Annotated in this window: 15 protein-coding genes and 1 pseudogene; all 16 read left to right on the top strand. The window is 41.1% G+C overall.

Features of this window, described 5'->3' with window-relative positions; translation table 11 throughout:
* Nucleotides 1-260: 260 nt before the first annotated feature.
* Nucleotides 261-629, top strand: a complete 369-nt coding sequence (gene arsD / locus PVE40_RS11115; protein WP_076768046.1) for an arsenite efflux transporter metallochaperone ArsD — start codon at nucleotides 261-263, stop codon at nucleotides 627-629.
* 19 nt (nucleotides 630-648) lie between these two features.
* Nucleotides 649-1,071, top strand: coding sequence for an ArsA-related P-loop ATPase (locus PVE40_RS12980; protein WP_420828531.1), 423 nt, complete (start codon nucleotides 649-651; stop codon nucleotides 1,069-1,071).
* Nucleotides 1,072-1,108: 37 nt separating this feature from the next.
* Entirely contained in the window at nucleotides 1,109-2,389 is a 1,281-nt protein-coding gene (locus PVE40_RS11120; protein ID WP_420828532.1) for an ArsA-related P-loop ATPase, read from the top strand.
* A gap of 23 nt (nucleotides 2,390-2,412) precedes the next feature.
* On the top strand, nucleotides 2,413-2,754 hold the full coding sequence (arsD, locus tag PVE40_RS11125; RefSeq protein ID WP_076768042.1) for an arsenite efflux transporter metallochaperone ArsD: 342 nt from the start codon (nucleotides 2,413-2,415) through the stop codon (nucleotides 2,752-2,754).
* Nucleotides 2,755-2,768: 14 nt separating this feature from the next.
* Complete coding sequence (locus PVE40_RS11130) at nucleotides 2,769-3,107, top strand: ArsR/SmtB family transcription factor (RefSeq protein ID WP_071873854.1); 339 nt, start codon at nucleotides 2,769-2,771, stop codon at nucleotides 3,105-3,107.
* A gap of 33 nt (nucleotides 3,108-3,140) precedes the next feature.
* A complete protein-coding gene (arsB, locus tag PVE40_RS11135) occupies nucleotides 3,141-4,211 on the top strand; it encodes an ACR3 family arsenite efflux transporter (RefSeq protein WP_166061746.1) in 1,071 nt (356 codons plus the stop codon).
* Between the two features lie 35 nt (nucleotides 4,212-4,246).
* Entirely contained in the window at nucleotides 4,247-5,914 is a 1,668-nt protein-coding gene (locus PVE40_RS11140) for an FAD-dependent oxidoreductase (RefSeq protein WP_274732010.1), read from the top strand.
* Between the two features lie 181 nt (nucleotides 5,915-6,095).
* On the top strand, nucleotides 6,096-6,584 hold the full coding sequence (locus tag PVE40_RS11145) for a YdhK family protein (RefSeq protein WP_274732011.1): 489 nt from the start codon (nucleotides 6,096-6,098) through the stop codon (nucleotides 6,582-6,584).
* A gap of 25 nt (nucleotides 6,585-6,609) precedes the next feature.
* Nucleotides 6,610-7,233 (top strand): reverse transcriptase domain-containing protein, encoded by a 624-nt coding sequence (locus PVE40_RS11150; protein ID WP_274732012.1) that lies wholly within the window; start codon nucleotides 6,610-6,612, stop codon nucleotides 7,231-7,233.
* A 524-nt stretch (nucleotides 7,234-7,757) separates the two neighbouring features.
* Nucleotides 7,758-7,880, top strand: coding sequence for a hypothetical protein (locus tag PVE40_RS11155; protein WP_267884244.1), 123 nt, complete (start codon nucleotides 7,758-7,760; stop codon nucleotides 7,878-7,880).
* A 79-nt stretch (nucleotides 7,881-7,959) separates the two neighbouring features.
* Complete coding sequence (locus tag PVE40_RS11160; RefSeq protein WP_166061749.1) at nucleotides 7,960-8,418, top strand: DUF305 domain-containing protein; 459 nt, start codon at nucleotides 7,960-7,962, stop codon at nucleotides 8,416-8,418.
* 394 nt (nucleotides 8,419-8,812) lie between these two features.
* Nucleotides 8,813-9,268, top strand: a complete 456-nt coding sequence (locus PVE40_RS11165; RefSeq protein WP_274732014.1) for a CopY/TcrY family copper transport repressor — start codon at nucleotides 8,813-8,815, stop codon at nucleotides 9,266-9,268.
* A gap of 12 nt (nucleotides 9,269-9,280) precedes the next feature.
* On the top strand, nucleotides 9,281-11,749 hold the full coding sequence (locus tag PVE40_RS11170) for a heavy metal translocating P-type ATPase (protein ID WP_274732015.1): 2,469 nt from the start codon (nucleotides 9,281-9,283) through the stop codon (nucleotides 11,747-11,749).
* Between the two features lie 24 nt (nucleotides 11,750-11,773).
* On the top strand, nucleotides 11,774-11,914 hold the full coding sequence (locus tag PVE40_RS11175; protein WP_274732016.1) for a hypothetical protein: 141 nt from the start codon (nucleotides 11,774-11,776) through the stop codon (nucleotides 11,912-11,914).
* Between the two features lie 198 nt (nucleotides 11,915-12,112).
* Nucleotides 12,113-12,316, top strand: coding sequence for a heavy-metal-associated domain-containing protein (locus tag PVE40_RS11180; protein WP_274732017.1), 204 nt, complete (start codon nucleotides 12,113-12,115; stop codon nucleotides 12,314-12,316).
* Between the two features lie 112 nt (nucleotides 12,317-12,428).
* Nucleotides 12,429-12,664, top strand: a pseudogene (locus tag PVE40_RS11185) (heavy metal translocating P-type ATPase); the annotation flags it as partial.

Genomic DNA, 12,664 nt, shown 5'->3' on the forward strand with positions numbered 1-12,664 from the left:
CAAAAAAATGGCTCTCGCCACCCCAAAAGGGATCTGCGAGAGCTATTTCTTTATTCATTTTTCTGGTTTTGTCCCAGACTCTTTTCATTATCTCCAGCCTTTTTTAGGCAGGGATCCAGGTTAAGTGTACTTAAAAAGATTCCTTCAATATTTCATATGGCTTTACTATTCAATGTATTGACACAAGATAGATAAACTTCTATATTATACATAGATGACTTTCTATATATAGAAGTAGATAATAAAAAAGAGATAATTTGATGAATAAACTGGAATTATTTGAACCAGCCATGTGTTGTAGCACTGGGGTGTGCGGTCCTTCCGTGAATGAAGACTTATTGATGATTACGTCCGCTATTCAAGCACTGAACACGGTTAAAGGCTATGAGGCAATTCGGTACAACCTGTCGAGCAGCCCGCAAGAATTTGTTAACAATGCAACTGTGACAACTATTTTGCAAGAAGAATTGGCCGATGCGTTGCCGATCACATTGGTGAATGGGGAAGTAAAGAAAAAAGGCGCTTATCCTACTTTAGATGAGATTTCGACATTCATGGGAATTCAATTCGTCATGGCAGGATCAGCTGACGGTAGCTGTTGCGGCGGAGCTGACTCCGACTGCTGTTAAAAGGAAGGAACGATGATAGATGGAACATTATTCACCAATAGCAAGTGACTTAACAAAATACCTATTCTTTACGGGGAAGGGCGGGGTTGGAAAGACTTTAACCGCCTGCGCGACAGCGGTCGCACTGGCTGACAGTGGCAAGCGCGTGATGCTAGTCAGTACAGACCCTGCCAGTAACTTACAAGATGTGTTTGGCCGGGAACTGACCAATAAAGGAACGGTAATCGAAGAAGTACCAGGGTTGCATGTGGCCAATTTTGATCCCATTACAGCAGCTCAGGAATACATGGAGTCCGTCGTTGGCCCTTATCGGGGACTGTTGCCGGAATCTGCCATTGCCAATATGGAGGAGCAACTCATGGGCTCTTGTACCGTGGAAATTGCCTCCTTTAACGAGTTTGCTGGCTTTTTGACCAACCCTGAAGTCCGAACAGAAATTTGATTTCATTCTCTTTGATACCGCACCAACAGGCCATACGTTGCGGATGCTGCAGTTACCGTCTGCATGGAATAAGTTTCTAGATGAGAACACCACTGGAGTCTCTTGCATGGGGCAGCTTTCTGGTTTAGGTGATCAGAAGGAGAGCTACGAACGGGCGGTCAAAACGCTAGGCGATAAAACAAAAACAACATTGCTCTTGGTCACCCGACCACAAGAAGGACCCATCTTGGAAGCAGAACGCGCTTCTAATGAACTAAAAGAATTGGGTGCCTTGAACCAACAACTAATCGTTAATGGCGTATTGGAAAAGCCAACCGATGCTGTTTCGCAAAGGTTCGCAGACGAGCAGCAAGAAGCGTTAATGAATATGCCCGCGAGCTTGAAGCAGCTTCCAGCGACACAAATCCCTTTGCGTTCCTTTAATGTCACTGGCCTTGAAAACCTACGATCCCTCTTAAAAGAGGAACAAGTCATTAGCGTTCCTACAAGTTTGCAAACCGAATCTTATCCGGACCTAAGAGCAGTCGTGGCTGATTTGGTGGCTACTAATAAGCGTGTGGTCTTCACGATGGGTAAAGGTGGAGTCGGAAAAACAACGATTGCCGCTACCATCGCTCTTGACCTAGCGGAAAGAGGCAAGAAAGTCCACTTGGCCACAACTGATCCTGCTGCCCACTTGGGATATATCATTCAAGAATCGGACGCAATCAAAATGAGTCGCATTGACGAAAAGAAAGAACTAGCCGATTATCAAGAAGAAGTGCTGACGAAGGCACGCCAAACGATGTCACCAGAAGACTTGGCCTACGTGGAAGAAGATTTACGCTCCCCATGTACTCAGGAAATAGCGGTTTTCAGGCGTTTCGCGGACATTGTAGCGACTGTCGATGCCGATGTGGTCGTCATTGATACCGCACCTACGGGACACACCTTATTGCTGTTGGACTCTTCCCAAAGTTACGCCAAAGAAGTGGAGCGAACTTCAGGGGAGGTGCCGGAATCGGTACGCCAGTTGTTGCCAGTGTTGCAAGACCCACAGCAAACGGAAGTGGTGATGGTCACACTGCCTGAAAATACGCCAGTATACGAATCGCTTCGATTAAAGGAAGACTTAGACCGGGCAAACATTGCGCATACATGGTGGGTGGTAAATAATAGCATGTTATCAACCGGAACCACCAATGAATTGCTGCTATCTCGGGCACAAAATGAACAAAAATGGATCCAAAAAGTAGCTAAAGTATCAAACAACCACTTTGCGGTTGTGGAGTGGAGTTCGGTAGAACTCAAAGGGGAAGCTTTGGCGACCATACTATAGTTTTTATGAAAGGAAACGAAAAAATGGAGAAATTAGCAATTTATGAACCAGCATTGTGTTGCAGCACCGGAGTATGCGGTCCTTCTGTAGATGAAAACTTGATCCGCATCACTGCTGTCATGCAACACGTTCGGAAAGTAGAAGGAAAGCAAATGGTCCGTTACAATCTAAGTGCGAATCCAAATTCTTTTATTCGCAATGAAGCCGTTCAGCAAGTGCTTCAGGAAAAAGGAATAGACGGTTTGCCAGTGACTGTTTTGAATAACGATACCATAGTGAAAGTCGGCGATTATCCAACTAACCAGGAGATTGCTGATTGGTTAGGTGTATCCTTAGAAAAAACAACGGCCTCTACCGTAAAGTAGAAAGGAGACTGAAAATGACATACGAATCGTATGCAAAGATAGCCAAAGCCCTATCTGAACCAAAACGTGTCAAAATATTAGACATGCTCTCATGTGGGGAAATGTGTGCCTGTGATATTTTAGAACACTTTGATTTTACGCAGCCAACCCTATCCCACCATATCAAGGTACTGACTGAAGCAGGAATGGTGACTTCAGAAAAAAAGGGGACCTGGCATCATTATTCCCTTAACGAAGAAACAGCAAAGCAGTACATTCAGGAAACGGTTCACTTGCTAACACATGCCGCGGATTGTATTTGTATCAAAGAAGGAAATAAGACCGATAAGACAAACCTTGGCGTTCTACAATAGTATCGGTCTAACCTCATTTAAAAGGAGATAATTATGACGACGAATTCAGAAAAGAAACATAATAAACTAGCTATAGGTATTTGGGAGAAATATTTATCGTTGTGGGTAGGATTAAGTATGATTGCCGGGATATTGATTGGCTATTTTTTACCCGGTGTTCCAATAGCTTTAGAGGGAATGACATTTTATAACGTCTCCATACCAACTTCCATTTTACTTTGGATTATGATATTTCCAATGTTTTTAAAAATAGATTTTTTTAGTGTAGTAGGAGCTTTAAAGAAACCTAAAGGTATTGCGTTGACTAGCTTCATTAATTATGCAATTAAGCCTTTTACGATGTTCGCTATTGCCGCATTTTTCTTCTATGTTGTATTTAATCAGTGGGTTAGTTCAGAGTTAGCTGGAGAATATATAGCTGGTGCTGTTTTACTAGGAGCAGCGCCCTGTACAGCAATGGTATTTGTTTGGAGTAAACTTACAAATGGTGATCCAGCCTATACCCTGGTCCAGGTTTCGGTAAATGATATTTTAATCCTATTACTATATGTTCCAATCGTTTCGTTGTTACTAGGTGTCACAGACATTGATGTTCCAATGGAAACGTTAGTTTTATCATTGGTATTATTCATCGTTGCGCCATTAGTAGCGGCTATTTTTACACGTAACGTAGTAGTAAATAAAAAAGGAAAAGAGTATTTCGAAAATACTTTTATTGGAAAATTTGATGGTTATACAAATTTGGGCTTGATTTTAACATTAATTATTATTTTTACAACTCAAGGACAACCCATTATTGAGAATCCTCTCCACATTTTACTTATTGCAGTTCCTTTAATTATTCAAAATATTTTGATTTATGTTATAGGGTACGGGGGATCCAAAGCCTGTCGCTTGCCATACAATATTGCAGCCCCAGCAGCTATGGTGGGCACTAGTAATTTCTTTGAACTAGCGGTAGCGGTATCGATTTCAATGTTCGGACTAGATTCAGGCGCAACCCTTGTGACCGTTGTTGGTGTTCTAATTGAAGTGCCAATGATGTTGTTGTTAGTCAAATTTTCAAATAAAACAAAACATTGGTTTGACGGGTATGAATACTAAATAAAGAATAAAACGACGGAAAAGAGGCAGACAACATGAAAATAGTCATTATTGGTTCCGTTGCAGCCGGCACGTCCGTAGCGGCAAAAGCTAGAAGAAATACCGAGGAAGCTGAAATTGTTGTGTATGACCAAGGGAAAGATATTTCTTATTCTGTTTGCGGGATTCCTTATCAAATCGGTGGAGAAGTCGAAAGCATTGACCAACTGACTCCCCGGAATGCTGCTTGGTTCAAAAAGCGTTATAATGTTGATATTTTTACTGAACACAAAGTAACCAAAGCCAATCATGAAACGAAAACGTTGGAAGTGTTGAATGTCGTAACAGGGGAAACGAAAGAGGACCACTATGATGTATTGGTGCTTGCCACTGGTGCGTCCCCATTCACACCACCGCCCTTCAACCAAAATGAATACGATAATGTCTTCCAGGTGCGGAACATTCAGGATAACCGCGACATAACTGCTTACCTTTCCCTGAAGCAACCGAAGAAAGCCGTCGTGGTTGGTTCTGGTTTTATCGGCTTGGAAATGACCGAGCAATTGGTACATAAAGGGATGGAAGTAACCTTGGTGGAAATGCAGAATCAAGTGATGCCGCCAATGGATGCCGATATGGCATTCCGCGTCGAGGAACACTTGCGTGCTCATGGCGTTCGTCTCCTTTTGAGTGATACCGTGAAGACCATTGACGGTAAAAATTCAGTTAAGAGTGTGACCACCACCAAGGGCGAAACCCTTGAAGCTGATGTCGTCTTCCTCTCGGTTGGAGTTCGTCCCAATACTGAGTTGGCTAAACAAATTGGCGTGGAGATTGGCACTACGGGAGCTATTGCCGTAAACAAAAAGATGCAGACCAATGTGCCGGACGTGTATGCGGTCGGCGATGTGGCGGAAAGCTTCAGCGTCATTACCGGCAAACCGATTTACCGTCCATTGGGCTCGACGGCCAATAAAATGGGACGCATTGCTGGAGACGTTATTACGGGCGGAAACCTGGAACACCGAGGAGTACTGGGAACCGGGATCTTCCGAATCTTTGACCTGCACGTCGGCCAAACCGGTTTAACCGAAAAAGAAGCGATTCAGGAAGGCTATGAATACGAAACGCTTTATAACTTGAAACCCGATCACGCTGAATATTTGGGCGGACAGGAATTGACCATCAAAGCTTTGGCAGACCGCAAGACGGGCCGCGTCCTAGGCGCACAAGTCATCGGCAAGGCTGGTGTCGATAAGCGGGTTGACGTGATTGCCACCGCCATTACGTTCGGCGCCAAAGCGGAAGACCTTTTCCACTTAGATTTGGCTTACGCACCGCCGTTTGCAACGACAAAAGATCCCGTTCTTTATACCGGTATGGCATTGGATAATGCCATCAAACGTAACCCGTTGATGACGCCGACTAAGATATTAGCCGCTCAAGAAAAAGGCGAGGCAATCCAAATCATCGACACCCGTTCGAAAAAGGATTATGAAAAATCCCATGTGAAGGGTGCCGTCCATATCCCGCTAGGGGAACTAAGAATCCGTGCGGAAGAATTAGACAAGGAAGTACCGACCGTCACTTACTGTAATAAAGGCGTGACCGGGAATGCGGCCCAAAACGTTTTGATTAATCATGGCTTCAAGGAAGTCTACAACCTATCTGGCGGAAACAAGAACTACCAGAGTTACGTAGCTATGTTGGACGCTATAAAATAGGACAAATGGACTTGGATTGCACAGCTCTTTTTTCATTAGTTTTCATTGGAATAGACCCAAATATTGCTGGATATTCTTCGTAAAAGGGATATCTTTTGATTTTTTTATTTAAAGGCTTTAGAATAGTCTCATATCGATTTACATTTGTAGACAGTATATATGGGAAAGGATTAGACAGCAGATGAAGAAAAACAGAATTTTAACAGGTATCTTAAGTATTTCCGCAGCAACTCTCTTGGCAGCGTGTTCGACAGATACCGGAAGCCAGGAATCGGCTGCCGAATCAGAAGCTAGTTCTATTGAAAGTATGGCAGAGGAATCTTCCATGAGTGGCATGGATGAAATAGAGGGAAACGATATGGAAGGCATGGTCCATGATGACTCCGGTGAAATCCCTGAGGGCCTGAAGGAAGCTGAAAATCCTACCTACAACGTGGGGGAGACGGCAACAATCACAGACGGGCACATGGAAGGCATGGAGGGGGCAGAAGCCACGATTGTGGGCGCTTTTGACACTGTAGCCTATGAGGTCACTTATCAACCTACTAATGGAGGAGAAGTTGTAGATAATCATAGATGGGTCATTCAAGAAGAAATTACCGAAGCTAAAGATCAGGTAGAACCGTTGGAAATCGGATCAGAAGTTACCTTGGAAGCAAAACATATGTAGGAGTGCGTAGGGGCGTAACACAGATATGAACAGACAAAATGATATCTCACTTATCGACCGAGTAGTCGATAAATACAACATGGAAAGAGCCATTGAAAAGGTTCGAAAGAACAAAGGGGTTCCCGGTGTCGATGGTATGACCGTCGATGAATTGGAAGAACACATGCAGACCTACGGGTCAGCGATTGTCCGGAAATTGAAGGACAGTACCTATCAACCGCAGCCGGTTAAACGGGTAGAAATACCCAAAGCAAACGGCGGTGTCCGTCGTTTAGGAATACCGACTGTCAGGGATCGTGTTGTCCAACAAGCGATTTTACAGGTCATTGACCCGATTATTGACCCACATTTCTCGGAATACAGTTATGGCTTCCGTAAAGGCCGGAACGCGCATCAAGCAATCGAGCACGTGATTGGCTACTATGAAGAAGGCTATCGAGTGGTGGTAGATTGTGATTTGAAGAATTATTTCGACACTATCAATCATCAGATTTTAAGAAATAATCTCGAATACTATATTCATGACAAAGTGATATTAAGAATTATCTGGAACTTTTTGAAGTCCGGTCTGCTTTGGTACCGGACTCCTGAATTTTTCCCATTTCCGTCCATACTTGGTCAAGAACTGTTCTTTATCCGTCTCTCTTAAAGATTCCCATAATTCGGGCAGTACATCGTCGAGCTGATGAATGATGGATTGGCATTGTCCGTCTCATTCAGGCTCTCCATGTCACGTTTTTATCTTTTAATGGTTCCTTCTCCGTAAGTGTGCCACATTTTTTTGAGCGCAATTCCATGCAGTTTCACTTCTTTCTTAGACCAGTCCACCATTGTTTCCAGAGGAATAAATCCATAGTATTTTACACAAGATTATGGGCTTGACTGAACTTGTAAAAGAAGCCCTCTAAAACAATTAAAATAAAACTTAGTGAGATTAATAAACGATTTAAAGACGATCTAACGAATAGTTACTCTGTTTTTAATTTCTAGGACGGTCTACTTCTTTATTGTAGAACCGCTTCTCAACTATTGAAAAAATGGTAAACAGACATAAGTCTTTACTTGTAATTAATAAAAAATCGAAATGTTTGACAATGTAGATAGACAACCATAAACTAAGAACATAGTCTATATCTACATCTGTAGATGAAACTTATTATTGGAGGAGATAAATTGCTGAGTCAATTGAAGTTAAACTGTAACAACGAATATTTATATGGTGGATTATCAGCCAACAGATGGGAGGGGGTCGCTCTTTATCATAAATGGTTTGTTGAAGAGGAATTAGTTCAATAATCACGATTGGTACATTAAAATACTTGTCGATTTTAAAATTTTTTAATAATAAAAAATTACTAAGAAAGGAAGTTTAACTGTGAATAAATATATACGTTTCGGATTAATGATTTTAACTTCTACTGTTGTGATGTACTTTCTAATGTTTGTGAATGTTAATGAATTTGCACATATTTACTTGAGTCAAACCCGTGTTTATATGGCTATTCTAATGGGGGCTATCATGGCAATAATTATGATGGGTTTTATGTGGAAAATGTACGACAACAAAAAATTAAATACCGTCATAATGGGACTTTCGGTTTTACTCGTGGTGGGATCGTTTGGGCTTATTCAAAACCAAGTTGGCGTAGATGATACTGCTTGGATGAGAGCTATGATTCCACACCATTCTACCGCTATTATGACGAGTGAAAATGCCAATCTCACAGATTCACGGGTGCAGAAATTAAGCGAAGAAATTATCCAAGCCCAAGAAGAAGAAATTGCTGAGATGGAACAATTAATTGAAGATATAGAAGAAAACGGAGAAGAATAAACATTCAATCAATTTAAGAAGTAAAAAGATCCCTATACACAAGAAGTCTATGATAACTTCCGTGTGTATAGGTTTTTTTCTATTTTTCCGCTTTTTCTCAATTCTTGATTTCCTAAATACGATAAACAATTAAATTGCTCAATAGTGTTCATCATATTTAGAAAATATAATTTTAAAAATAAGGAATTCTAAAATCAATAAAAGTAAATCAATGGTAACCTTATAATTAGTATTGGGTAAAGATAGGAAAACAAAGGCAATAATAGCTGGTTACATTTATTAATCACAAGCTGGTTACATTTATTTAAAAAAGACTTGACAAGAATGGTTTACAATAGTAAACTTATCTCAAACATTTACGTTTACTCATGTAAACAATAAGGAGGGAAAGAGAATGAGTACAATAGTAGTTAACCCTCATATCACAGATGCTGAATGGGAAGTCATGCGTGTAGTCTGGGCGAATGGTCGAGTGACTAGTAAAGAAGTCATCTCCATATTGAAAGAAAAAATGGACTGGAAACAAGCGACAACCAAAACGCTCTTAGGTCGACTCATGGAAAAAGGCGCACTGAATACAGAGCAAGAAGGTAGAAAATATATTTATTCGGCAAATATCGAAGAGAAAGAAGCGGTAAGAAGTTTTACAAACGATATTTTCGATCGTATTTGTCGGAAGAATGTCGGGAATGTAATAGAGAGTATCATTAAGGATCATACTTTAAGTTTCGATGATATCCAACGGCTAGAAGAAATATTAGAGATGAAAAAAGCTTTCGCAGTAGAAGAAGTTGATTGTCAGTGTGCAGAAGGGCAATGCGATTGCCATTTACATCATCATGGAGAATAAGGAGCGAAAAAATTGGAGAATAAATCATTTGCCATAGAAGGTATGACCTGTGCGTCTTGTGCACAGACAGTAGAAAAAGCGGCAAAAAAGGTGCATGGGGTCACAAAGGCTTCTGTGAACCTAGCAACAGAAAAGTTGAGTATAGAATACAATGAACCAACTTTTTCGGTAGAAAATCTACAAAAAGCGGTGGATAATTCAGGGTATGAACTGATTGTCCAAGAGGGAAAGACGCAAACCTTTGCAATTGAAGGTATGACCTGCGCATCCTGTGCACAGACAATTGAAAAAGCCGTCGGAAAGTTGTCGGGCGTAGATAAAGCTTCCGTCAATTTAGCGACAGAAAAAATGCAAGTTTCCTATAACCCGGCAGCAATTTCAGTATCTGATGTGACAGGTGCTGTATCCAATAGTGGTTATGCAGCCGTATTAGAGACTACGGATACTCAAGATAATTCACGAGCAGAGAAGCGTGAGAAAAAAGAAAAAAGAATGAAGCAACTTTTAAATCGTTTTGGGATATCCATTATATTTACAATCCCTGTATTAATTATATCCATGGGTCCAATGGTAGGTATGCCTCTACCAAATATCGTTGACCCAATGATAAATGCATTTAATTTTTCTCTTTTACAACTTATTCTGACTTTGCCGATAATGGTAGTAAGCTGGGAATATTTCCAGAAGGGATTTAAAACTTTATTTAAAGGTCACCCAAATATGGATTCCCTGATTGCGCTTGGTACGGCGTCTGCATTTGTTTACAGCCTTGCTGCGACAATCGGGACAGGCCTGGGTTACGGCAACTTTTCCGATTTACTTTATTATGAAGTAACTGGAGTTATCTTGACGCTCCATACATTAGGGCTATTTTTAGAAGAACGCTCAAAGGGGCAAATGTCCTCAGCTATTGAAAAATTAGTTAACTTGGCTCCTAAAACAGCTCGAGTAATACGTAATGGTGTGGAACAAGAGATTACTGTGGACGAAGTCGCTTTAGGAGATGTTATTCGAGTTCGTCCGGGAGAAAGTATGCCTGTAGATGGTGTTGTTGTTGAGGGACGCACTTCAGTCGATGAATCAATGATGACAGGAGAAAGTATCCCCGTGGAAAAGAAAAGTGGAGACGAGGTTATTGGGGCTAGTATCAATAAAAATGGTTCCATTGATTACCGCGCGACTCGAGTGGGAAGTGATACAACTCTATCTCAAATCATAAAATTAGTAGAAGATGCTCAAGGGTCTAAAGCACCCATTGCTCGAATGGCCGATATCATTACCGGATATTTCGTACCGATTGTTATAGCATTAGCCGTTTTAGCAGGGATTGCTTGGTTAATTGCAGGTCAATCTGGTATATTTGCTTTATCCGTTATCATAACAACCCTTGTCATTGCTTGTCCATGTGCCTTAGGTTTGGCGACTCCAACAAGTATTATGGTTGGAACCGGAAAAGGGGCAGAACATGGTGTCTTGATAAAAAGTGGTGAGGCGTTAGAAACCACTCATAATTTAGACACGATTGTATTTGATAAAACAGGGACACTGACAGAAGGTAAACCTATCGTGACGGATATTTTGGTAACTCCTCTTATTACTAAAGAAAATCTTTTATATTATGCAGCTTCCGGTGAAACAGGTTCTGAACACCCATTAGGCGAAGCCATCGTACAGAAATCAAAAGAAGAGAACATGACATTAGCTAAACCAGATCATTTTGAAGCGATTCCTGGACACGGGATTCGAGTTGAAATTGAGGGCAAAGATATGTACATTGGAAACCGTAAACTGATGATAGAGCAAAAGATTGATTTATCAAGCATGGAAAAAGAATCCGATCGTTTAGCAGACGAAGGAAAAACACCGATGTATCTCTCTGTTGATGGAGAACTAGCTGGAATTATCGCAGTAGCTGACACACTCAAGGAAAATAGTATGAAGGCTGTTAAAGAACTTAGAAGACGCGGTGTTGAAGTAATCATGATTACTGGAGATAACAAACGTACAGCCAAAGCGATTGCTAAGCAAGTGGGTATAGACAGTGTATTAAGTGAAGTATTACCTGAAGATAAAGCAGAGGAAGTCAAAAAACTACAAGAGGCAGGCAAGAAGGTAGCGATGGTTGGAGACGGCATTAACGATGCACCCGCATTAGCTCAAGCAGATATCGGAATTGCAGTTGGGTCAGGTACGGACGTGGCGATAGAATCAGCTGATATTGTCCTAATGCGTAACGATTTAACGGCTGTATTGACTGCGATTGATTTAAGTCATACAACGCTACGAAACATTAAACAAAACTTGTTCTGGGCTTTTGCTTACAACCTTGTAGGTATTCCAGTTGCAATGGGTCTCTTGTATATTTTCGACGGCCCGCTGATGAGCCCGATGTTTGCGGCAGTCGCAATGAGTTTCAGTTCGGTTTCTGTGTTACTAAACGCCTTACGCTTGAAACGATTTAAACCTTCGGCTGTTAAGTGAAACAAATGTTAAAGGATGACAAAGATGAGACCAGGGTTGATTATTGAAGGGATTGGTTGTGTTAAGTGCGCCGAAGCAATAGAAGAGGAGTTTATGGCCAAATCGACCGTTGAAAAAATATTTAGCGGAATACACAAAAAAAATGATTTTCGTCCATATAAGTAAGAATGTCACGCGAAAAAGTTTCCTTTCTTCGCTGATGGACGTGCCTCTGTTGTTAAAGGGAATCATTGAAGCGGCTCACTGTCACTGTTGTAGAGAAATCCACTTTGACTTTCCGGCCGATTAATTGTTTATTGGATTTTTTTTATCTTCTTCGATTTGAAGAAGATAAAAAAATTAAAAGAAAAAGGAGAATGAATGATGAAAAAAGAAGTATTGATTGAAGGTATGAAATGTGAAGGTTGTGCGAACACGGTGCAAGAAAGATTTGCGGAAATTGAGGGAGTAGAATCTGTAAAAATCGATTTGGCTAATAAAAAAGTCACGATCGAAAGCCAATCCGAAATCTTAGAAAATAGATTTGTCGCTGCGCTAGCCGATACGAAATATTCGTTAGTGAAATAGAAACAAACTATAATTAGTGCGAATGTCACACGTATATTCATAAGACGGACCTCACATTTTTATATCAAGAAGAAAAAGTGAGGTTTTTTTTAGAGATTTAGGAGGAGCGTATATGGGAAATAAACACAGCAATCATTCGTCGCATAAACATACCGCGGACAATAAAATGAACCATAGCAAGATGGATCACAGCAAGATTGACCATAGTGCGATGGACCATAGTCAGATGGATCACAGCAAGATGGATCACAGCAAGATGGATCATAGTCAGATGGATCACAGCAAGATGGATCATAGTCAGATGGATCACAGCAAGATGGATCACAGTGAAATGGATCATGGCGCAAT

Source organism: Jeotgalibaca caeni (assembly GCF_028863945.1).
In the GTDB taxonomy this organism is placed as follows: Bacteria; Bacillota; Bacilli; order Lactobacillales; family Aerococcaceae; genus Jeotgalibaca; species Jeotgalibaca caeni.